This is a genomic window from Streptomyces coeruleoprunus, assembly GCF_039542925.1.
Lineage (GTDB): Bacteria > Actinomycetota > Actinomycetes > Streptomycetales > Streptomycetaceae > Streptomyces > Streptomyces coeruleoprunus.
In genome coordinates, this window is sequence record NZ_BAABIT010000001.1 from 3,466,173 (window position 1) to 3,489,362 (window position 23,190).

Consider the following 23,190-nt stretch of genomic DNA (forward strand, 5'->3'; position numbering starts at 1 on the left):
CCACTCCTCCATTGGCATGCACATTCAATGGCTCTTGTCGTGAGCGGAGATCTCCACGTTGCAGTCGGACGCCCTCGAGTAGTCCCCCGCGACTCCGGGCTACCGCACGCTGGTCCACCAATGCTGCGCACACACGACAGCCAGGGGCCGCACGCGGGGGGCCGGGAGGAATAGCGAGGTGAACGGGTCTCGAGATCGTCGTCTGTGTGTCGGCCATTGCCTACGCCTCCAGTTCGGGGTGGTCTGCGCAAGCAATGATTCTCCGTACCGGCCTCTTGCCCTAGCCGGTTTCCCGTTCATGCAAAAAGCCGTCCCGGACATCCGACACGAACAAGCGCATGGCACTTCCGGACAGAGCTGACGATGCGAAACGCTCAAACTTCTGGACGTACAGGGCAACATCCCTGGGGTCCGTAACGACGAGTTCCGCATGGACCGTTTCGACTGTCACTGTCCTGTCATCACGAATAACAAAAGGATGGTTGGCTATATCCTGCTGCGGAGTGGACAACGGAACGACGCGAATGTCGATATGAGGCAGGCGGGAAAGAGACACCAGCCTGTCGAGTTGCTCGGCCATCCTGGCAGCCGACACGATGCGCCATCTCAGCACCGACTCGGTGATGACGAAGTGCAGTTCCTTGGTCGCGTCGTAGAGTGCCTGCTGGCGATCGATTCTCGCGCTGATGGTGCGGCTGAGGACGTCGTCACCGAGATCATGCCGAGAGAGGATCGCCCGAATGTATTCGGGAGTCTGAAGCAGTCCGGGAATCAGGGCCGGCTGGAAGAGCCGCAGCACGGACATCCTGGCTTCGAGCGCTCTCGTCTGCTCCTGCGCCTTGTGCAGCCCCATACGGCGGACCAGGCGCCATGCCGTCGCCTCTGCGGCTGTCGCTCTGGCGACGTCCAGGTACTCGGCTTTCACCTCGTCCGAGACGCCGATGGCGGTGAGGATCCGTTCGACGTCCGCTGCGGACGGCGAGACCTTCCCGGTCTCGATCTTGCTGAGCTTGCTCGCAGACATGACGGCACTGCGGGCGACGGCCTTGGCTTCCTTCCCGGATGCCCGCCGAAGCGCCCGCAGCGCCGCTCCCAGTTCTCCTCGGTTCACTCGCCGCCGTGTTTTTCCCACCATTGCGGAAACGGCTCCGCATGAGCCAGAGCCAGATCCCGAAGGCCGACGTATTCGTGCGCCCGGCCGCCGGGAAGCGTCTCCCGCCCTGTGACGACTCCCGCCCCGTCGTAGTGCATGACGACCACGGTTTGCTCGTCGAAGAGCCAGAAGTCCTCGACGCCATCCAGCGGATTGGGCTTGCCCGTGGTGTCGAGGATGAAGAACTCCTCACCGCCAGTGGCATTCTTCCGATATCCCCAGCCCAGTTCGAACCGTAGATATGGCGTGAGCGGCCGAGAGAGGACGTGCACGCGATAGATCCGCCTGCCGCTTTCCGTATGGGCTCGGAGTTCCGAGATCCAATCCTCGTTGTAGTCGTCCGGCTGGGGCTGACCCGAGAGGAACGCGTGGTAGGCGTCCACGCTGCCCGAGCCGCTGTAGTCGGCCCGGACCTCCAGGCGGAAGGCCTCTCGCTCGAAGCTGTCGAACAGCTCGCCAAGACTCTTAGGCGTCACGAAGGCCCTTCCGAAGCAAGTCGACCAGGAGCTGCACCGGGATTTCCACGACCGTTTCGTGCGCCGGAAGCTTCAATCCGTGATCCGTGGGGGTTTCCCCCTGGACGAGGAGAGTGTCCCTGTCGGTGGCGTAGATGGTCGGACAGTCCTTGACATCGCACGAGCTGACGAGCTTGGTGACGTTCACGGGTTTCCCTCCCTGGCTTGCTGCGCCGCGTCGTCGCCAATGCTTCCGACCCTTCGGGGCAGCGCACAAGAGGTTCGGGTTTCCGGAACGGGAAAGGGAAGCTGCGGCCCGCTGCGGTTCGGACTCCCGAGCCGCTACCGCACCCGGTAGCCCTCATGTGCGGCCGATCGGGCGTTGAAGTCGGCGAAGTCGGCTATCCACTGCCCGGCTTCCGCAGGCGCGTCGTCGAAGAACGACAGCAGGTCGGCGATCACGGACTCGTCCGCCGCCAGGCGCAGGCGCGTCGCGATGAAGGCCGCTTCCTCCGACGTGACGTGCCAGTTGTCGTTCGACAGGAACTTCGCCATGTCCACCGTCTGCCCGGTCGGTTCCAGGCCTGGCGCTCGCAGCACCTGCTCAAGGCCCTGGCCGGCCGCCGCGCCCGCCTCCCGCAGGGCTTCCCGGACGAAGCCCATCTGCCAGTTGTTCAAGGAGAACGTGCCGCCGGCGGCCGGTCGTTCGAACTCGAATGCGTATCCCATGGGCGGCAGCGTAACCACCGTCCGCCCGCACCGGATCTGCGTTCTCGCGACCCGGTGGTGTGCGTCGCGGTGGGGCGCGAGATCCCGTCTCCAAGTACGGGGTAACTCCCACTCCCGTCCAAACCAGGGCGTCTCACACGATCGGGTGAGGAAGTGGCAGAAGGGACCGGTGGCGAGGTAGCGTCGCGCCAACTCTCCACGTCCACAAAAGACTTCGGCCCCCGGCGGGACTGGCATCCCGACCGAGGGCCTGATCACACAGGAAGCTCGAACCTTCCCCATGACTGTCGCCCAGTTTAACGCGCGCGCCGCCGCCCGCAGCGGCTCTTCAGCCGCAGGAGTGACCCACATCCGCCACCGCCACCGCGAGAAGTTCACGGTTGTCGGCAACCACCTCGCCCAGCACCAGGGGCTTTCCGCCTGTGCCATCGGCATCGGCGTCTACATCCAGTCCCTGCCCGATGGGGTCGTCGTGAGCATTCGTGCCTTGACGGCTCGGTTTCCCGAGGGTGAGCGGCGTATCGGCCAGGCTCTCAATGAGCTTGAAGCCGCCGGGTATCTGGAGCGGGTGGTGCATCGTGTCGCCGGCGCCCGGGTTGTCACCAGTACCCGGTGGTACGAGCACCCCGGGCAGCGGCAGGCACCCAAGCCGGAGCCCGCCGCCGAGCCGCAGGCCGCGCCCGTGGTGCGTCGGCCCGAACCGCCCCTGCCCGACGCCCTCCGGCCCGCCGCCCGTCTCCTCGCCCAGCTCCGGCAGCGCGAGCCCCGGCTCGTCCTGTCCGAGCAGGACGTCCGGCGGCTCGCGCCCCTCGTCGGCGAATGGCTGGAGCGCGGGCTCGGCGACGGCGTCGTCAGCCGGATCCTGAGCGGGGACCTGCCCCAAGGCACCATCCGCTGGCCCGGGCGGCTCGTCGAGCACCGGTTGCGCGCGTGGTTGCCGCCTCGGATCGCCGCCGTCGAGCTGCCCCTTCCCCTGCAGAACTGCGACCGGTGCGATCGTGCCTTCCGCGCTGCCCGACCGGGCGTCTGCGGAGGATGTCAGGCGTCCGTCACGCCCTCGCCAGAGCCCCCAGCTCCCTCCTGACCAGGGTCGTGATCTCGTCCTGGACCTCCCGGAGGAAGAAGTGGCCGCCCGGGAAGGTGTCGACCGCGCAGTCGGCTGTGGTGTGGTGCTGCCACGCCTCCGCCTCCTCCGGCGTGACCCTCGTGTCCGACGCGCCCGTCAGGACCCTGATCGGGCACGCCAGCGGAGGGCCCGCGGTGTGGCGGTACGTCTCGATCGCCCGGTAGTCCGCACGGACGGCCGGGAGCACCATCCGGAGGATGTCCGGGTCGTCGAGGAGTTCGCTGTCCGTGCCGCCCAGGGTGCGCAGGTCCGCCGCCAGGACCTCGTCCGGCTGCAGGTGCATGGACTCGTCCCTGGTGCGGGACGGGGCCCGGCGGCCCGAGGCGAACAGGATCGCCGGCGGCGTGCCCAGCCGTCTGGCCGTCTCGTACGCCACCACAGCCCCCATGCTGTGGCCGAAGAGTGCCAGGGGGCGGTCCTGGTCCAGGTGCGACAGGGCGGCCAGGGACTCCGCCACCAGCGTCTCCACGTCCTGCGCGCAACCCTCCTGCCTGCGGTCCTGCCGGCCCGGGTACTGGACCGCCAGCACCTCCACGTCCGGCGACAGCGCCCCGACAGCGGGAAGAAGAAGCCCGCCGAGCCCCCCGCGTGCGGGAAGCACACCAGGCGTACCGCCCCCGGCGCCGCCTCGTGGAAGCGGCGCAGCCACGGCGTTGTCGTCCTCGTCATCGGATCACCGGGGTGGTCTGCCAAGCGGTGGGCTCCACCAGGCCCCGCAGCAGCGTGTCGTATGCCGTCAGCATCTCGGTCAGCAGTCCTTCCGGGAACAGCTCGTCCACCGCGTCCCACGCCAGCACCAGCGCACCGTCCACCTTGTACACCTGGTGGTCCAGCCACACCTGCGGGGTCTGGGACAGCATCCACGTCCACTCGCCCAGCTCCTCGCGCGCCACGTCCGGGACGAACGCCGAGTTCAGGTTGCAGGCGAAGACGACGGGGGCGCCCGCCCGGCGGTCGCGGTGGGCGCGGCGCAGGTCCTGGAGGACGTTCAGGGTCGAGTACTGGGCGTGCGAGGCGTTCTGCTGGAGTTGGCTCTGCACGGTCCGTGCGCGGTCGGCGAACGGGAGCGGTTCGGTCAGGTCCACCGCCAGCAGCACCAGGTTCGTGAAGTCGGCCACCAGCTCGCCCACCGCCGGGTCCAGCGGCTGCCGGTCGAACAGCGGCACGTTGAGCAGGAACCGGGGCTCCTCGCTCCACGCGCCCAGCACCTCCGCGTACGCCGTCGCCAGCACCGTCGCCGGGGTGACGGCGTGTTCCCTGGCCCGCTGCGTGATGCGGTCCCACGTCGTGGGGTCGATTTCCACGGTCCTGCGGGAGAACCTCGGGGCCGTCACGGTGGTGGGCGGCACCGCCAGGGGGAGCTTCGGGCCCGGCGACGGGAGCTCGGGGAGCTTCGCGCGCCAGAAGTCCCTCGCCACCGCCGCCGGGCTTCCCGGTGTTCCCGGGTCGCCGCACCACGCGCGGTAGTCCTGGAGGTATTGCGCGAAGCCGTACGCCGGGGCCGCCGGCAGTTCCTCCGGGTCGCGGTACGCGCGCGCCAGGTCCGTGAGGACCAGTTCGATGCTGGCCACGTCCGCCACCAGCAGGTCGATGTTGACGTGTACGCGGGTCCGGCCCTCCGGCAGCCGCGACAGCTGCACGTCGAACACCTCGCCCGCCGCCACGTCCAGCACCCGGTGGGAGAGGCGCGAGCGCAGCGCCTCCGCCTCCGTGTCCGTGAGGTCGTGGACGGTCAGGCCCGGCCACGGGCTCTTGTCCTGGATGAGCTGGCGGCCCTCGTCCGTGAAGCGCGCCCGCAGCATCTCGTGGCGCTCCAGCACCCGGCGTACCGCCCGCTCCAGGCGGTCCGGCTCGATGTCGGTGCCGTCCAGCTCCAGGTACGCGTGGCAGCCGACGCCGCCCAGCGCCATGCCCTCCTGGCGGCCGATCCAGTACGCCCGCTGGACCGGGGTCAGGTCGAAGGGTGCCGTGGCGTCGACCGGTCCGGCGCTCACCACAGGCTCCGCGACCACCGGCCGCCCGCCGGTCAGCAGCGCGTGCCAGCGGGTCACCGTGGGGTCCTCCGCCAGTTCCCGGAACGTCACCGCAGCTCCGGCTCGTCGCCAGCCGCCGGCCAGCCGCATCATGCGGATGGAGTCCATGCCGAGGCCGATGAGGTTGGCGTCGTCGTCGACCGTCCCGGCGTCGACGCCCATCACCTCGGCCGCCGCCCGCCGGATCTCGTCCTTCGTCGTGGGACAGTCGGTCATCTCAGCTCCTGTTTCCGTCCGTGGTGTCCAGCCAGGCGGTGACCCGCTCCACCACCCGCCGCAGCACCTCCGGCGCGACGATCGAGTAGTGGTCGTACGGCCACACGTCCGCGTCCAGCGCCGGGCACAGCGCCCGCCATGCCGCCACCGGGTCGGGGCGGTCGACCTCGCCCGCCACCAGGAGCAGCGCCGGTACGTCCGACGCGGCCGCGCGGTGGTCGGCCAGGACGGCCAGGTTGTGGGCGTGGACCCGCATGAGCAGCTTGTACGCGCGGACCCCCGCCTCCTCGGGCAGCAGGCCCAGTTCGGCAGCCGCCCGCGCGCCCGTCGCAACCGGCTCCTCCGAGGCGAGCAGCGCCTCGCGCGCGTGCTCCGGCAGCGTTCCGCCCGCCAGGTCCCGCAGGAACTCGACGTGCCGTGCCGCCTCGCCGTCCGGGGCCCTGACCTCCGTGATGTCGGCGTCGATGAGGAACACGCGTACCTCGTGGCCCTGTGCGGCCAGCTGACCGGCCACCTCGTGGGCGAGGATGCCGCCCATGGACCAGCCGCCCAGGACGTACGGGCCCTCGGGGCGCAGCCGTTGCAGCTCCTCGCGGTAGGCCGTCGCCATGGACTTCACGTCCGCGTCGAGCGCGGCCGTGGTGCCCTCGGCGAGCGCCCGGCTCTGGAAGGCGTGCACGGGGCCCGGCCAGGCGCGGGCCAGCGGGGTGTAGCTGGTGACGGAGCCGCCCACCGGGTGGAAGAGGAAGAGTTCCCGGCCGGGGCGGTCCGCGAGGGTGACGAGGGACGACGCCTGCCGTTCCAGGCCCTCGATCCTGGCCGCCAGGGCCCGTACCGTCGGCGCCTCGAAGACCTCGCCGAACTGCAGCTCCACGCCCAGGTCGGTGTGGATGCGGTTGATCAGCCGCAGGGCCAGGAGGGAATTGCCGCCCAGCGAGAAGAAGTTGGCGTCCGGGTCGACCGCCGGGATCTCCAGCAGCTCCGCCCACAGGGCGCCGAGCCGGCGGACGGATGCGGTCGCCTCGGTGGCGTCGGCCGGCGCCGCCTGTTCGCGGGCCGCCGATGCCGCCAGCGCGCCCGCCACGTCGACCTTGCCGTTCGCGGTGAGCGGCAGCCGGTCCAGGACGTTCACCTGCCCGGGGACGAGGTAGTGCGGCAGGCGGGCCCGCAGGTGGGCGAGCACCGTGCGGCCCTCCAGCGGCTCCCCGTCGTGGGGCACGACGAGGGCGACCAGGCGGCGCTGGCCGCCCGAGCCGTCGACCGCGCTGACCACGCACTCGCGTACGCCGGGGTGTTCGCGGGCGGCCGCCTCGACCTCGCCGGGTTCGACGCGGAAACCCTGGATCTTCAGCTGGCGGTCCTCGCGGCCCAGGAACTCGATGGTGCCGTCCGGGCGGTAGCAGCCCAGGTCGCCCGTCCAGTACAGCCGCTCGCCCGTGCCCGGGTGGGCGAAGAACCGTTCCGCCGTGCGCGGTTCGTCGCGCCAGTAGCCGCGGCTGAGGCCGGCGCCGCCGATGTGGATGCGGCCCACCGCCCAGGGCGGCCGCACGTCGAGGCAGTGGTCGAGGATCCGCATGGTCTGGTTGCGGAGCGGAATGCCGTACGGGACGCTCTGCCAGCCCGGGTCGACCCGGTCGATCTCGTGGATGTTCGACCAGATGGACGCCTCCGTCGCCCCGCCCATCGCGACGAGCCGCACCTGCGGCCACACTCCGCGCAGCCGGTCCGGCAGGCCGAGCGGGATCCAGTCGCCGCTCATCATGAACGCCCGCAGCGGCGGCGCCACGGTGTCCGGGCGCTGCGCGACGACCTCGGCCAGCATCTGGGCCAGCGCGGGCACCGAGTTCCACACGGTCGCCCCGTACCGGGACGCCGCCTCCGCCCAGCCGACCGGGTCGGGCCGGGGCGTGGCCGCGGGCAGCACCACGGCGGCGCCGGCCGCGAGGGCGCCGAAGACGTCCCACACCGACAGGTCGAAGCTGAGTGAGGAGATGCCGAAGACCCGGTCGTCGTGGCCCAGCCGCAGCCGGTCGTTGATGTCCGCGACGGTGTTGACGGCGGCCGCGTGCTCGATCATCACGCCCTTGGGCTGCCCGGTCGAACCGGACGTGTAGATGACGTACGCCAGGTCACCGGGTTCGCCCGCGGGCGGCAGCGGTACGGAGGGGGCGGGCGGTTCGGTCGCGTCCACGCGCAGGACCTCGCGGCCGTCGAGGCCGGGGGCGCCGGACGCCTGCGCGAGCACCGCCCGGGCCCCGCACGCGTCGAGCAGGTGCCGGACGCGCTCGGCCGGCAGGCCCGCGTCGACCGGGCAGTACGCGGCGCCCGCCCGCAGCACGCCCAGCACGGCGACGACCTGCTCCCAGCCCTTGAGCATCACCACCGGGACGACGTCCCCGCGGCCCACGCCCCGGTCGGCCAGCCAGTGGGCGACGGCCCGCGAGCGGGCCTCCAGCTCCCCGTAGGTGAGCGTCCGGTCCGGGGTGAGCACGGCGGTGGCGCCGGGCCGCTCGGCCGCCCGCCGCAGGAAGCCGTCCTCCAGGCGCTCGTACGGCGCGGTCCCCGGGACGGGCGCGTTGAGCGCGGCGACCAGGTCCCGGTGCGCGGCCGGCAGCGGGTCCGGGGCGTGCTCCGCCCCGTCGGGTCCGGCGAGCGCGTCCAGCATCCGCCCGTACGCCGCGAACATCAGGTCCGGCAGGCCGGGCGGGAACGCGTCGTCGACCATGTCCCACACGCAGTCCACGCCACCGTGCGCGCCGTCGTGGAGCTGGTTGTCGATGAGGACCTGCGGGGTGCGCAGCTCGCTGGTGACCTCCCGGCACACCAGCCGGTCGGCGTGCGGGGCCCGGGGCGGCCGGGCTGCGGCGCCGGACGGCTTCAGCATGCTGGTGAAGACGTACGGGAGGGCCGCGCGCGAGGTCCAGCCGCGCCGCGCGGCCACCTCCCGGGTGATCCGCACCCCGGCGACGTCGGCGTGTTCCAGGTCCCGCACGACCTGCTTCTGCAGGGCCCGGCCGCGCTCCCAGAAGTCGTCGGAGCGCCGCAGGTCCACCTCCAGCGGCAGGGTGGCTCCGAACTGGCCCATGACTCCGGCCATTTCGGGCCGGGAGGTCGCCCAGTTCTGGTGCAGCATCGTGAGGCAGAAGTGCGGGGCCTCGGCCCAGGTGCCCAGGACCTCGGCGAACACGTGCAGCAGGGCCGTGGTGGGCAGGATGCGGTGGCGGCGGAACCCCGTGCACAGGCGCCGCCACTGCTCGGCGGTCAGGCGGTGGGTGCGCCGGGTGAAGCGGACCGTGTCGAGGGCGGACGGCTGGACGGCGAGCGGCAGCCTGGGCGCCTCCGGCAGGGTCTCCAGCCGGTCCTCCCAGTACCGCCAGTGCTCCCGGTGGGCGGGGGTGGACTCGTGGGCGGCCAGCTGCAGGCGGCACTCGCGGTACGTGAGCGCCGGGGCGGGCGGTTCGGCGCGCGGGTCGTCGTAGAAGGTCCGCCACTCGTCCATGACCTGGCGGATGCCCCGCCCGTCGAGCAGGAGCAGGCTCATGGCGATGTGGGCGCGGTAGCGGCGGGGCCGCAGCCGGTGCACGACGACCTCGAACAGCGGCCAGCGGGCCGGGTCGATGCCGTCCTCGCACATCCGGCGCCGCACCGCCGCGATCTCCGCCTCGCGCCGGTCCGCGTCCAGACCCGTCAGGTCGGTCACGGGCAGCCGGTACGGCGGGACCTCGCCGGGCGGCAGCACCCGCTGGGTGCCCGCGCCGTCCACGACGGTCCGCAGGTGCCCGTGGCGCTCCAGGAGCCGCCGCACGGCCTGCTCGGCGCGCGCCGGGTCGAGGTCGACGAGGTCCAGCTCGACGTAGTAGCCGGGCAGGAAGCCGCCCAGCTCCACCATGCGGGAGGTGCCGACGACGTACGCCTCCTGGAGCGGCGTGAGCGGGAACGGCTCGTACGCCGCCGCGTCCTCGCCCGCCGCGCGCACGGTCTCCTCCGCGGTGGCCGTCATGCGCGGGCCTCCGGAGCGGCCGGCTTCACGTCCGGTGCCAGGACGGCGGCCAGCTCCTCGATGGTGGGTGCCTCGAAGAGCAGGTCGATCAGTTCGTCGCCGGACCGGTCCACGCCCAGGTCGCTGCGGAACCGGCCCGCCATGCGGACCGCGTGCAGCGAGTCGCCGCCCAGGTCGAAGAAGTTGTCGCCGGTGCCGAAGTCGTCGCGGCCCAGCGCCTCGCTCCAGATCGCGAACAGGCGCTGCTCCAGCTCCGAGCGCGGCACGGTCCGCTCCTCGGGTGCGGACTCGCGCCACGGCGAGGGCAGGGCCGAGCGGTCGACCTTGCCGTTGGCGCTCAGCGGCAGGGCGTCGATGACGAGGAAGTGGTTCGGGACCATGTAGTCGGGGAGCAGCTCGCCCAGCCGCCCGCCGAGTCCGGCCAGGTCCAGCGGCCCGTCCCCGCCGGTGGCCCCGGAGGGCGCTCCGGCGATCAGCACGTGCTGGACGAGGGCGTCCACGGCGGCGGCGCCGTCCGGCACGGACGCGAACCGGGTGAAGCCCGCCGTCGTCAGCTGCTCGCGCCACTCGGGCACGGACAGCAGGGTGGCCTCGCGCTGGTCCTGGTAGTTCCCGAAGCCCTCCAGGAACGCGAAACTGATCATGTTGAGGGGCGAGTTGACCGTGCCCTCGATCAGGACGGCGATCCCGCCCGGGGCGAGCAGCCGGCGGACGGCCGCCAGGGTCTTCGTCAGGTTCTTGGCGTCGTGCAGGACGTTCGCCGCGACGACGACGTCCACGGAGCCGGGGGCGAGCCCCTGCCCCGCCGGGTCCTCGTCGATGTCGAACAGCCCGTACGTGACGAACGGGTGGACGTCGTCGTACCGCTTGCGGGCCGGCTCGGTGAACGCGGTCGACAGGTCCGTGAAGTGGTACGTGACCCGGTCGGCCGGCAGCGCGGGCAGCACCCGGTCGGCGGTGGCGCCGGTGCCCGCGCCGATCTCCAGGACGCGGACCTTCCGGTCGGCGGGGAACCGCTCCGCGTACCGGGCCACGGCCCGCGCGGCGATCCGGTTCTGCAGCACGGCCGCCGGGTTCGTGGCGTACAGCGCCCGCGTGACCCGCCAGTCGCCGTCCGGCAGGAGCAGCTGCAGCGGGCGGACCGTGCCCTGGAGGAGGGGGATCTGGCGGTCGATGCAGGAGGTGAAGTACTCCAGCAGCACCTCGTCGGGTCCGGCCGCCGTGATGCCGTCGAGCGCGGCGGCGATCTCGGCGTCCAGGCGGTCCGCGTCGAGCGGCCGCTCGGCGCGGTGGGCGGCCGGCCGGTCGGCGACGGGCCGCAGGACGCCCCGGGCGGCGAGGACGGTGAGCCACTGGGCGACGAGCCCCCGGTAGAGGGGCCGTATGCCGGTCCGTTCGACGATGTCGTCGGCTGTCGCCGTGTCGCCGGGCGTGGTGAAGACGCCGAGGCGGGCGAGGTTGCGGGCCATGACGGTGGGCGCGAGCGCTTCGAGCCGGTGCCACAGGGCGCGGAACGTCTCGGTCCGCGGGGCGAGTTCGGCGACGGCGGCGGTCAGCTCCCCCTGCGCCGCTTCGAGGACGGCGGGCCAGAGGGCGGCCGTGTCCGGGGCGTCCTCGGACGGCGTCGCGGTGTCCTCGGGGACGACGTACGCGACGAGCTGCCCGCGGCCGGTCGCCGGGTTGGTGTCGACGGTGACGATGCCCTCGCGCACGCCGGGCTGGCGGCGTACGGCGGCGGCGATCTCGTCCAGCTCGATGCGGTAGCCGTTCACCTTGACCTGGGTGTCCTCGCGGCCCAGGAACTCGATGTCGCCGCCCGGCAGGTAGCGGCCGAGGTCACCGGTCCGGTACAGCGTCTCCCCGGTGACCGGGTGGACGAGGAACCGCTCGGCGGTGCGGACCGGGTCGGCCCAGTAGCCCTTGGCGACTCCGGTGCCGCCGATGTGGATCTCGCCGGTGCTCCACACGGGACACGGGTCGAGGGCGGCGTCGAGGACGTGCAGGGTCTGGTTGGCCAGCGGCTTGCCGTACGGGATGCGCTTCCAGTCGGCCGGGACGTCGCCGATCGGGTAGTGCACCGACCAGATGGACGCCTCGGTGGCGCCGCCCAGGCTGATGACCCGGGCCTCCGGGTACGGGGCGCGGATCGCGTCCGGCAGGGACACCGGGATCCAGTCGCCGCTGAGCAGCACCAGGCGCAGGGGCGCTCCGGCGGGCACGGGGGCCGGGGACTCCAGCCACACCCGCATCAGGGCCGGTACGGAGTTCCACACGGTCACGCCGTGCCGGGCCACCAGGTCGGACCAGTGCTCGGGGTCGTGCGCCCGGCCGGGGGCCGGCAGGACGACGGCGGCTCCGGCGGCGAGGGCGCCGAACACGTCGTACACGGACAGGTCGAAGCTCAGCGACGACAGGGCGAGGACCCGGTCGGCCGGGCCCACGCCGAAGCGGCTGTTGATGTCCTGGACGGTGTTGGCGGCGCCCCGGTGGTCGATGACGACGCCCTTGGGCTGTCCCGTGGAACCGGACGTGAAGATGACGTAGGCGAGGTCGTCGGGGGTCGGCGCGGCCGGGAGCGGACCCGCGTCGGCCTGCCGGACCTCGGGGTCGTCGGGCGTGACGAGCCGGATGCCGGCGGGCCATTCGAGGCGGTCGCGCAGCGCGGCCGTGGTGACGACGGTCCGCACGCCGCCCTGCTCGATCAGCTGGGCGCGGCGGGCGGCCGGCCACTGCGGGTCGATGGGCAGGTAGGCGGCGCGGGAGAGGGTGACGCCGAGGACGGCGGGCACCTGGGCGGCGCCCTTGTCGACCACGACGCCGACGAGTTCGCCGGGCGTCGCGCCGAGGCCGGTGAGCCGGCGGGCCAGGCGGCGGGCCGCCGTGACGACCTCGTCGTAGGTGAGGCGGCCGTCCTCCGCGATGACGGCGACCGCGTCGGGCGTCTCGGCCGCGCGGGCCTCGACGAGGCCGCAGAGGGTGGCCGCGGGCAGGTCGGCGGCGGTGCTGTTGGCGTCGGCGCGCTCGGCGGCCTGCCAGGCCGGGAGGGCGGTGAGACGGCCGGGGGCGTCCCAGGCGTCCGGGTCGCGGGCCAGCCGGTGCAGCAGCTCCGTGCAGACGGCGACGACGTCGTCGGCGAGCCCCGCGGGGAACAGCTCGTCCCGGAGCCGCCAGGTGACGGAGAGGCCGCCGTCGCGCTCCGCCGCGCGGTAGGAGTAGGGGGGGTCGGCCGGTGCGGTGGGTGCTGTGGTGGCGCCGGGCGCGTTGTCGGCGTCGAGCTGCCGCTGGACGCGCTCGGCGCGGGCCGTGAACGAGTCGGCCCCGGCCACGTCGAAGGTGAGCGCGCGGGCCGGGCCGCCGTCCTGCGGGAGCAGGTCCAGCGCGAAGTCCGGCCGACGCGACCACAGGCGCAGCACGTCGGCCGCGGCCGTCAGGACGACGGCGGCCGGCGTGACGGAACGCTCCTGTGCGATTTGCGCCAGGGACGACCAATCGGCCTGGGCGAGCCCTGTCCGATATTCGGTCGACTCGGCACCTTCAGGCTTTTCCGGTTGAGGCTTCAACGGCATTTCGGGAGCGGCCGACGGGTCCGCCGGGCGCAGTTCCATTCCGTCGCCCTGCATTTCGGCACATCGATTCTGTGGCATTCCTGGAATTCGCCCCTGCTGTCCGGTCGGGTGGTTTCAGGAGACGCCGCTGCCGACGTCCGTGAGGTGCAGCAGTCCGCTGCGCAGTGCGACGGCGACGGCCGAGGCACGGTTCTGGCAGTTCAACTTGCCCATGGCGTTCGCCAGGTGGCGCTTCACGCCGTGCTCGGTGATGCCCATGCCGCGGGCGATCTGGCGGTTGCTCAGCCCCTGGGCGACGCCCCAGAGGGTCTCCGTCTCGCGCTCGGTGAGCCGCGGCCGCCTCGAGCCGCCCTCCGTCGCGGCCGAGGCGAGCTGGACGACTTGGCGCAGCGCCTCCGGCGAGACGGCGACCGTCCCACGTCGGCGCGGGGTGAGGACGTCGTCCAGGACGGCGTCCTGGAGGTCCTCCAGGCGCAGCACGACATCGGCGAGCACCCACTGGGCCGTGTCGAGCTGGCCCTGCACCAGGGAGCGGACGATCAGCACGACGTGGGTGGACGGGTCGGAGAGCAGCGGGCCCAGCAGCGAGAGGTCCCGCACCCCGGCGTCCGACGAGAGGAACAGGCTCAGCGGGCGTTCGGCCCGGTCCAGCGGAATGTCCGCGGCCGAGGCCGCGGACATCAGGTTTCCGGCGCGTCCGCCGGCTTCCACGAAGCGTCGGAGTAATGCTCGCGAAGCCGGGTCGGGATCGATGATCAGAATACGATGACAGTCCTCGTCAGCGCCTTGGCGTTCACTTTGCACGCTTCCTCCCCCTAGGTCGGCAACTTTCAGCCAAGAACCGTCGACACTATTGATCAGGCGACGCGGACGCGTCAAGGCCTGTTTTTCGTAAGCTGTTTGCCATGTTTGCCATGGAAAACTATGCGGGCATGCCGAAGGCCCCGGCGGGCTGCCACCCGCCGGGGCTGGGAAGGGCGCTCAGTGGGCGAACACCGGACCGGCGTTGGGGTCGGGGCGTCCCTTGGGCAGCAGGGTCAGCGCGGCGGCGGCCGCGACGGCCGAGATCACCGCGCAGGTGAGGAACGCGGCACCGAAGCCGTCCACGCTCGGGGCGCCGCCGGCCGTGCCGCCGCCCTCCAGGCTCGCGCCCGCGACGGCCGCGACGACCGCGATGCCGAGGGCGGCGCCCAGCTCGTGCGAGGTGTTGACCAGGCCGGAGCCGAGGCCCGCGTCGCGGTGCTCGACACCGTGCATGGCGCCGGTGATCGCGCAGACGAAGGCGGCACCGAGACCGAACGCCAGCACCAGGAATCCGGGCAGCAGCTGCGTCCAGGCGTTGCCGTCCTTCTCCAGGCCGGTCAGCAGCAGCGCGCCGACCGCGGAGAGGGCCAGCCCGGCGGTCGCGGTGACCCGCCAGCCGAGCCGGGCGACGGTGGTGCCGCCGAGGTGGGCGCCGATGGTGGTGGCCACGGCGACCGGCAGGAAGACGAGACCGGTCTTCAGCGCGGAGAAGCCGAGGACGTGCTGGAGGTAGAAGGAGCACAGGAAGAACGCCGAGATGAGCACGCCGGAGGCGGCCAGCATCACCAGGCAGCCGCCGACGAGCGACGGGCGCGCCAGGAACGGCAGCCGCACCAGCGGCGCGGCGGCGGCCCGCTCCACGACCACGAACAGCACGGCGCCCAGCAGCGCGCCGACCAGCGGGAGCCAGGCGGACAGGGCGCCGAAGCCGTGGTCGCGGGCCTGGATCAGGCCGTAGATGAGGAGCGCGGGCGTCGCGGTCATGGTCAGCGCGCCGGGCAGGTCGATGCCGGCGGGGGCGGGGCCGTGGCCCCCGTGGCCGTGCCCGCCGTGGCCGTGCGCGTCGTGCCCGCCGTGGGCCTGGGCGCCGTGGCCGTGGGCGTCGTGGCCGCGGGCGCCGTGGGCCGCGGGCTGCTCCTTCAGCAGGGCCGGGACGGCGAAGAGGACGAGGACGCCGATCGGCACGTTGACGTAGAAGATCCACTCCCAGCCGGGGCCGGAGACCAGCACGCCGCCGATGAGGACGCCGAACGCGGCGCCCGTGCCGCCGACCGCCGCCCAGACACCCAGGGCGCGGTTGCGCTCGGCGCCCTGGAACACCGTCATCACCAGCGCCATGGCCGCCGGCGACATGATCGCGGCGCCCACGCCCTGCGCGGCCCGCGCGGCGATGAGCACGCCGCCGCTGTCCGCGAGGCCCGACACCAGCGAGGCGATCGTGAAGACCGCCAGGCCGACGAGGAACATCCGGCGGCGGCCGAGGAGGTCGCCGACCCGGCCGCCGAGCAGCAGCAGGCTGCCGAAGAAGAGGGTGTACGCGGTGACGACCCAGGTCAGCGCGGAGGCGCCGAGCGACAGTTCGGCGCCGATCGTGGGCAGCGCGACGTTCACGACGGTCACGTCGACGATCAGCATGAACTGCGCCATGCACAGCAGCGTCAGGATCAGCCACCGGCGGGGGTTCAGGGGACCGGCGGGAGCGTCACCGTGGTGGCCGTGGCCGTGGCCGTGCCCATGACCGTGGGCATGCCCTTGGTCCTGGCCGTGCCCGTGCGCGGATTCCTGCCCATGCCCCTGCGGTTGCCCGTGGCCGTGCGCATGCCCGTGCCCGGGGCCGTGGCCCTGGCCGGGCTCGGTACGGGTGTGACTCTCCGGGTTCACCGGACACTCCTTAACTTGAACAACACTGTCAGACTTACCATAGGGCAAGCCCCGCTATTTTGAACAGCGCTGTTCGAGTTGTTCAGCCGGTCAGGGCAGCCAGCCGCGCCACCGTCGGGTTCTCGAAGACGTCCTTCGGCTGGAACTCCAGACCGCGCTCCCGGGCCCGCGAAGCCACCCGCGTGGCCAGCATCGAGTCACCGCCCAGCTCGAAGAAGTCGTCATCGGGCCGCACCGGCACGACCCCCAGGACCTCCGACCAGACGTCGCACAACAGGGCGACGACGTCGCCGGGTCGGGCCGGTGCGGCGGGCTCGGCGGCGGCCACCGAACCGGCCACGGGTGCCGCGTACGCGGGCTCCGTCCAGTGCCGTACGCGCCGGAACGGATAACCCGGCAGCTCCACCGGCCGTTCACCGCCGTGCCACGCCGGGGACCAGTCGACCGCGACCCCGGACTCCCACAGCGCGCCCAGCGCGCGGGCCAGCGCCGTGCCGTCCTCCACCGCCTCCTGCGCGTGCCGCACGGCGCTCACCGCGCGGTGCGCGGGGGCCGCCCAGGCGCCGCTGCGCCGGGCCGCCGAGCCGAGCGCCCGCCCCGGTCCCGCCTCCACCAGCACCTGGTCCGGCCGCACCGCCAGGAGCGTGCGGACGCACTGCGCCCAGCGGACCGGGCGGCGCAACTGCTCCGCCCAGCGGTCCGGATCGGTGGCCTCCGCGTCCGTCATCCAGCCACCCGTCACGTTCGACAGCAGCGGGACGCGCGGGGCGGAGAGCGGGGCCGTACGGACCACGTCGGCGAACCGGTCGGCCGCCTCGGCCATCGCCGCCGTGTGGAACGCGTGCGCGGTGCGGAGCGAGGAGACCTGCGCACCCTCCGCCCGCAGCCGCGCCGCGAACTCCTCGGCCGCGGCGGCCGGTCCGGCCACCACGCACGACCCCGGCTCGTTGACGGCGGCCACCTCCAGGCCGGCCGTACCGGCCAGCAGGTCCCGCACCCGCTCCTCGTCGAGCCGTACGGCGAGCATCGCCCCGGCCGGGGCGGCGTGCATCAGCCGGCCACGAGCCGCCACCAGCCGCACGGCGTCGGGAAGTTCCAGTACGCCGGCGAGGCAGGCCGCGGCGAACTCGCCCACGCTGTGCCCGGCCAGCGCCCAGGGGCTCACCCCGAACGCCTCCAGCTCGCGGGCGAGCGCGTACTCGACGGCGAACAACGCGGGCTGCGCCACGTCCGTACGGCGCAGCTCCGCCTCGTCGTCGCCGAACATCGCGTCCCTGATGTCCCGGCCCAGTCGGGCCTCGAACAGCTCGGCGCACCGGTCCAGTTCGCGCCGGAAGACCCGGCCCTCGCGGTACAGCCCGGCGCCCATGCCCGGGTACTGGGCACCCTGGCCGGGCAGCAGCAGCGCCACGGCGGGCGGCACGTCCGGCGCCACGACGGGCGTACGGTCCTCCCGCAGCAGCCGCACCGCCTCGCCCGTGTCCCGGGCGGCGACGGCGACGCGGTACGGGAACGGCCGCCGCCGCTCCAGGGTGTACGCGACGTCCGCCAGGTCCGGGACGCCGATCCGGGCGGCCTCACCCTCGCCCCGTCCGTCGAGCGTGCCGGCCAGGCGCAGGCGGGCGTCGCGCAAGGCGTCCGCCGTGCGGGCGCTGAGGAGGAGTGCTGGGGCGGGACCGGTGCCGGGGGCCTCGCGGGGCGGGGTGGGTGGCGCCTCGGCCACGATCACGTGGGCGTTGGTACCGCCCACGCCCAGGGAGCTGACGCCCGCCACGCGCGGACCGGCGCCGTCCGTGGTCCACGGCCGCGTGCGGTCGGTGATCCGGAACGGGGAGGCGCCCAGGCCCAGTTCGGGGTTCGGCGACCGGTAGTGGGCCGTGCCCGGCAGGGTGCGGTGTTCCAGGGCGAGCACCGCCTTGATGAGCCCGGCGACACCCGACGCCGCTTCCAGGTGCCCGATGTTGCCCTTGGCCGAGCCGATCCAGCAGGGCGCCGTGCGGTCGCCGTCCGGGTCGAGGGCCTGGCGCAGCGCCGCCGCCTCCACCGGGTCGCCGAGCGGCGTACCCGTGCCGTGCGCCTCCACGTAGCCGACCTCGTGCGGCTCGACCCCGGCGACGGCCAGCGCCTCGGTGACCACCGCGGCCTGCATCTCGACGCTCGGCGCGGTGAAGCCCATCTTCAGCGAGCCGTCGTTGTTGACGGCCGTGCCCCGGACGACCGCCCGGATCCGGTCCCCGTCGGCCAGCGCGTCGGACAGCCGCTTCAACGCGACCACGCCGCCGCCGCTGCCGAAGACCGTGCCGTTCGCCGCCGCGTCGAAGGGCCGGCAGTGGCCGTCGGGCGACATCATCGAGCCGGGGTCGTGGAGGTACCCCACCCGGTGCGGCACCTTCACCGCCATGCCGCCCGCGAGGGCCAGGTCGCTCTCGCCGCACAGCAGGCTCTGGCAGGCGAGGTGCACCGCCACCAGCGAGCCCGAGCAGGCGGTCTGCACGGTCAGCGCGGGCCCGTGCAGGTCCAGCGCGTGCGCGACGCGCGTGGCGAAGAAGTTCGGGTCGGTCAGCGTCAGCGCGTGGATCAGCGCCGTGGACGTACCGGCGCCGAGGAACTCCCGCGGATCCTGGTGCGACAGCAGGTGGTAGCCGAAGTAGCCGCTGAACGACGGCGCGCCGAACACCCCCACCGCGCCTTCCCCGCGGGCCGGGTCGTGCCCGGCGTCCTCCAGGGCGTGCCAGCAGCACTCCAGGAACAGCCGCTGCTGCGGGTCCATCGCGGCGGCCGTGCCCGGCGGCAGGCCGAAGAACTCCGCGTCGAACTCCCGGTAGCCGTCCAGAGCGGCCACCCGGCGCACGTACCCCGGGTGCTCCAGCACCGACTTGGGCACACCCTCGGCCAGCAGTTCGTCGTCGTCCAGGTCGTCCAGGCAGTCGCGGCCGGCGCACAGGTTGGCCCAGAACGCGGCCGCGTCCGGCGCCTTGGGGAAGCGCCCGGCCAGCCCGACGACGGCCACCGCCTCGGCCCCGCTCACGTCGTGGTTCATGCGTTCCTTCCCTGTACGCCGCGCCTGCGGGGCCGCTCGGCGGTGGTCCTGGCGGTGCGGGCGGCGGCACGGCGGCGGGCCGCGTCCCGCACGCCGGCCGGTCCGACCGGGGCCGGTCCCCGGGCGGGCGGTGCGGACGGGGCTGCCGCCGCGCCCTCCCCGGTCTCCGCGTCCAGCGCCTCGGCGACCTGCGCGGCCAGCTCGGTGGCGCTCGCGCCCTGCAGCAGCCGGGCCACGGGCACGTCCACCGCGAAGTCCTGGCGCAGCGCGTTCTTGATCCGTACGGCTGCCAGGGAGTCCAGGCCCAGGTGGACCAGGGGCCGGTCGGCGACGGACGCGGGGTCCGTGAAGCCCAGGACGCGCCCGACGCTGAGCAGGGTCCGGGCCCGTACGGCGGCCCGGCGGTCGTCGGCGGTCATCGCGCGCAGCGCGGACCGGTCGAGGGCGCCCTCCTCCCCCGCGGTCGCCGTACCGTCCATGCCCAGTGCCGCGAAGAACGACCCGTCCCGCACGTGCGGGTGGGCGCCCGCGAAGTCCCCGGGCAGGAGCCGCACCACACCGGCCTGCCCGGCGCCCCGGGCGAGCAGGGTCTCCAGGGCCGCGAAGCCCTCGCGGGCGGTGAGGCTGCCGACGCCCGGCACGGTCCGGTCGCGGACGGCGCCGATCCCGGTCCACGGGCCCCAGTTGACGGCGAGCGCGGGCAGCCCGGCGGCCCGGCGCAGCGCCACGACCGCGTCCAGGAAGGCGTTGGCCGCCGCGTACGCGGCCTGCCCGGGCGAGCCCACCAGCGAGGCGAGCGACGAGTAGCCGAGCCACCAGTCGAGTCCGGCGTCCGCGTCGGCGGTCGCCTCGTGCAGCCGCCACGCCCCGGTGGCCTTCGGCGCCCACACCCGGTGGAGGCGGCCCTGGTCGGGGTCGGTGAGCAGCGCGTCGTCCAGGACGGCCGCGGTGTGCACGACGCCGCGCAGCGGGGCGCCCGTCGCGGCCAGGGCGGCGACCATGCGGGTGGCCGTGCCGGGCTGCGCCACGTCGCCGGCGACCAGCTCGACGCGGGTGCCCAGGGCGCGGATGCGGTCCAGTTCGGCCGCGTCGGCCGGCGCGGGGGCGCCGCGGCCGCCCACGACGACGGCACCCGCGCCGCGCTCGGCGAGCCACCGGACGGTCGCGAGGCCCAGGCCCCGGGTGCCGCCGCTGACGAGGTAGCCGCCGCCGGGGCGGACGACGGGGTGGTCGCGCCGCGGTGCGGGCGGCGTGTCGGGTGCCTCGGCCACGAGTCGCGCCACGTGTCGCCGTCCGTCGCGCCAGGCGACCTCGTCGGGGCCCTCCGCGTCCAGGACCTCGTCCGCGAGCGGTACGCCGTCGGGGGCGGCCTCGTCGAAGTCGACGATGCGGGCGGCCAGTTCGGGCCGCTCCAGGCGCAGCGTGCGGAGCAGGCCGCGCAGGGCCGCCTGCACGGGGTCGGGGCTCTCGCCGTCCCGTACCCGCTGGGCGCGGGTGGTGAGCAGCGTCAGCGGGGGCGGCGGGGCGCCCTCCGCGTCGTACAGGCGCAGCAGTCCCGTCACGCACCGCAGGACCGAGCGGACGCGCCGCTCGGCGCGCTCCGCCACGTCCACGGGCTCCACCGGCCCCTCCCACGCGGCCAGCACCACGCCGTCGGGCCGTTCGGCGCCGTCCCACGCCTGGTGGTCGCGGTCGGCGGCCTCGCACACCGCGCCGGCCGCCGTCAGCGCGTCGGCGACCGCCGCGAGGCGGGCGTCGCCGGGGCCGCCGCCCAGGAGGAGCAGGCGCCGCCCCTCGCCCCGCCGGGGTTCGGGAGCGGGGGCGCCCTCCCAGCGGACCCGGTGCAGCAGGGGCGCCACGTCCACGGGCAGGGCGTCGTCACCGACCGGGCTGAGCCGTACGCCGGTGAGTTCGGCGACAGGCGCGCCCGTGTGCTCGTCGGTGACGTGGACGTCGGCGAGCAGGGGCCCGGCGGCTGCGGCGCGGGGCGCTTCCCCTGTTTCGGCGGGGCGCAGTCGGGCCCGGCAGCGCAGGGGGCCGTTCGGCCGGAGCCCGGAGAACCGGAGCCGTTCCATGCCGGTCGGCAGGTACGTACCGGCCGTGCCGTCCGGCAGCAGCGTGCCGATGGCGTGGAGCGCGGCGTCCAGCAGTGCCGGGTGGCAGAGGAACCGTCCGTCCACGGGCAGCACGTCCGGCCGCACCACCCGGCTGACGACGCCGTCGCCGCTCGGCCGCACTTGCGTGACCCCCGCGAAGGCCGGTCCGTGTTCCTGGCCGAGCCCGCGCAGCACCGCGTACAGGCGACGGACGTCGTAGGACGCCCGGTCGGTGTCGGGATCCTCGGCGGTGGACGGGGCCACGGCCGCCGTCGGGGCCGCCGCCACCGCGCCGTCCACCGTCACCCGGGCCGTCGCCAGGGGCGTCGTCGCGGTCCCCGAGCCGGCCACGACCGTGACCGTGCCGGCGGAGCCGTCCGGGGACTCCTCCAGCGTGGTGGTGAGCGTGGCCGTCTCCGTGAGCGGCAGCAGTCGACCGAAGGCGAGGGAGGTGATCTCCACGGCGCCGGGCTCGGCGCGGAACGCCTCGCAGGCCGCCGCCAGGGCCAGTTCGGCGTACGCGGTGCCGGGCAGCACGGGCGTGCCGTGCACGCGGTGGTCCGCCAGCCACGGGAGCCGCCCGGTGCCGGTCCGGGACTGCCACACGTGGCGGACGGGGCCGCCCGGCAGGGTCACGCCGTGGCCGAGCAGCGGATGCGCGGGCGACTCGACGGGCGTGCGCCGGGGCCGCGGGAAGTTCCGGTGCTGCCAGGCGTACGTGGGGAGGTCGGCCGGGCGCCCGTCGGGCACCGCGGCGCGCGGCAACGTGACGCCGGCGCAGTGCAGCGCGGCGAGCGCGTCGGCGAAGGCCGCGCCGCTGTCCGTACCGCGCCCGAGCGTGCCCAGCACGGTGCTGCGGCCCGGCCGGTCGCCGTCCGTCTCCATGACGGTCTCCAGCACGGACTGGGCGACCACGGGGTGCGGGGACACCTCCAGGAACACCCGCCGCCCGTCGTGGGCGGCCACCCTGACCGCCTCGGTGAGCCGTACGGGACGGCGCAGGCTGGCCGCCCAGTAGGCGGCGTCGAGGCCGGGGCGCTCGCGGGGGTCGTCGAGGGTGCAGCTGTAGTAGGGCAGTTCGAGGTCGCCGGCGGTGATCCCGGCGAGTCCGGCCCGCACGTCGTCGAGCAGCGGGTCGACGAGCGGGCTGTGCGCGCCGATCCGCACGCCGGGCACCAGCCGGGCCAGCAGCCCCTCCTCCTGGCACTCCGCCACGAAGTCCGCCACGGCGGCCGGGACGCCCGCCACCACGCAGGCGCGGGGCGAGGAGTGCACGGCGACCGCGACGCCCTCCCGGCCGGCCAGCCTGCGGCGGGCCTCGGCGGCCGCCAGCTCCACGAGGGCGGTGGCGCCCGTGCCGGCGAGCCGTTCCTCCATCAGCCGGGAGCGCCGGCACACCACCCGTGCTCCGTCCTCGGGGGACAGGCCCCCGGCGACGACCGCCGCGGCGACCTCGCCGAGCGAGTGCCCGATGACCGCGCCCGGCACGACGCCCAGGGCCCGCCACACCTCGGCGAGGCCGACGTGCATCGCGTACACGGCCGGCTGGACGCGGTCCATGCCGGACGCGGCGAGGCCGTCGTCGCTGAGGAGCGCCCGCAGGGACAGCCCGCTCTCTTCCCGTACGACGGGTTCGAGCCGGTCGACGAGGGTGGCGAAAGCGGGGTGTTCGGCGAGGAGTTGGGCGCCCATGCCGTCCCATTGGGAACCGTGCCCGGAGAACACGAACACCGGGCCGTCGCCGCCGGCCGCCGTGGCGTCCGCGACGTCCGCCGTGACGCTGCCGCGCACCGCGAACGGGCCCGGCTCGCCGCCGTCCGCGACGGTACGCAGGACGCGGGCCAGCACGGACCGGTCGGCGGCGCGGACGACGAGCCGCTCGGCGAGGTGGGTGCGGCGCACGGCGAGGGTGTGCGCCACGTCGGCGAGTGGCGTCGCGGCGCCGTCCGCCGTGAGCCAGGCGGCGAGGCGGGCGGCGTTCTCGCGCAGTGCGTCGGGGGTGCGGGCGGAGAGCGCGAACAGCATTTCTCCGGGCTTCATGTGCGGTCATCCATTCGCGGAGCGGAGCGACGTGGTCGGTGGGCGGGTGGG

General features: G+C 74.1%; 14 protein-coding genes. 1 reads left to right on the forward strand and 13 read right to left on the reverse strand.

The genetic code is table 11. From position 1 onward, the window contains the following. Positions 1-280 precede the first annotated feature (280 nt). The 4 genes from ABEB09_RS15295 to ABEB09_RS15310 form a co-directional block, all read right to left on the reverse strand. On the reverse strand, positions 281-1,111 hold the full coding sequence (locus ABEB09_RS15295) for a helix-turn-helix domain-containing protein (protein WP_345690462.1): 831 nt from the start codon (positions 1,109-1,111) through the stop codon (positions 281-283). Next, a complete protein-coding gene (locus tag ABEB09_RS15300; RefSeq protein WP_345690463.1) occupies positions 1,108-1,629 on the reverse strand; it encodes a DUF6879 family protein in 522 nt (173 codons plus the stop codon). The genes ABEB09_RS15295 and ABEB09_RS15300 overlap by 4 nt, the downstream gene beginning before the upstream one ends. Then, a complete protein-coding gene (locus ABEB09_RS15305) occupies positions 1,619-1,816 on the reverse strand; it encodes a hypothetical protein (protein ID WP_345690464.1) in 198 nt (65 codons plus the stop codon). The genes ABEB09_RS15300 and ABEB09_RS15305 overlap by 11 nt, the downstream gene beginning before the upstream one ends. 134 nt (positions 1,817-1,950) lie before the next feature. Beyond that, on the reverse strand, positions 1,951-2,337 hold the full coding sequence (locus ABEB09_RS15310) for a hypothetical protein (protein WP_345690465.1): 387 nt from the start codon (positions 2,335-2,337) through the stop codon (positions 1,951-1,953). Positions 2,338-2,617: 280 nt separating this feature from the next. On the opposite strand from ABEB09_RS15310, the gene ABEB09_RS15315 reads away from it, so the two are divergent. Further along, a complete protein-coding gene (locus tag ABEB09_RS15315) occupies positions 2,618-3,421 on the forward strand; it encodes a helix-turn-helix domain-containing protein (RefSeq protein WP_345690466.1) in 804 nt (267 codons plus the stop codon). Here the strand turns inward: ABEB09_RS15315 and ABEB09_RS15320 are convergent. From ABEB09_RS15320 to ABEB09_RS15360, 9 genes are all read right to left on the reverse strand, one after another. Then, complete coding sequence (locus tag ABEB09_RS15320; RefSeq protein ID WP_345690467.1) at positions 3,387-4,064, reverse strand: thioesterase II family protein; 678 nt, start codon at positions 4,062-4,064, stop codon at positions 3,387-3,389. The genes ABEB09_RS15315 and ABEB09_RS15320 overlap by 35 nt on opposite strands. A 64-nt stretch (positions 4,065-4,128) precedes the next feature. After that, positions 4,129-5,712, reverse strand: coding sequence for a condensation domain-containing protein (locus ABEB09_RS15325; protein WP_345690468.1), 1,584 nt, complete (start codon positions 5,710-5,712; stop codon positions 4,129-4,131). Between the two features lies 1 nt (position 5,713). Beyond that, complete coding sequence (locus tag ABEB09_RS15330) at positions 5,714-9,712, reverse strand: non-ribosomal peptide synthetase (RefSeq protein WP_345690469.1); 3,999 nt, start codon at positions 9,710-9,712, stop codon at positions 5,714-5,716. Then, positions 9,709-13,278 (reverse strand): amino acid adenylation domain-containing protein, encoded by a 3,570-nt coding sequence (locus ABEB09_RS15335; RefSeq protein ID WP_345690470.1) that lies wholly within the window; start codon positions 13,276-13,278, stop codon positions 9,709-9,711. The genes ABEB09_RS15330 and ABEB09_RS15335 overlap by 4 nt, the downstream gene beginning before the upstream one ends. A gap of 114 nt (positions 13,279-13,392) precedes the next feature. Further along, a complete protein-coding gene (locus ABEB09_RS15340; protein ID WP_345690471.1) occupies positions 13,393-13,959 on the reverse strand; it encodes a helix-turn-helix transcriptional regulator in 567 nt (188 codons plus the stop codon). Positions 13,960-14,259: 300 nt separating this feature from the next. Beyond that, on the reverse strand, positions 14,260-15,729 hold the full coding sequence (locus ABEB09_RS15345; RefSeq protein WP_345690472.1) for an MFS transporter: 1,470 nt from the start codon (positions 15,727-15,729) through the stop codon (positions 14,260-14,262). 35 nt (positions 15,730-15,764) lie between these two features. Beyond that, positions 15,765-15,902 (reverse strand): hypothetical protein, encoded by a 138-nt coding sequence (locus ABEB09_RS15350; protein WP_345690473.1) that lies wholly within the window; start codon positions 15,900-15,902, stop codon positions 15,765-15,767. Positions 15,903-16,045: 143 nt separating this feature from the next. Then, positions 16,046-19,003, reverse strand: a complete 2,958-nt coding sequence (locus tag ABEB09_RS15355; protein WP_345690474.1) for a type I polyketide synthase — start codon at positions 19,001-19,003, stop codon at positions 16,046-16,048. Then, complete coding sequence (locus ABEB09_RS15360) at positions 19,000-23,139, reverse strand: SDR family oxidoreductase (protein WP_345690475.1); 4,140 nt, start codon at positions 23,137-23,139, stop codon at positions 19,000-19,002. The genes ABEB09_RS15355 and ABEB09_RS15360 overlap by 4 nt, the downstream gene beginning before the upstream one ends. Positions 23,140-23,190: the final 51 nt, after the last annotated feature.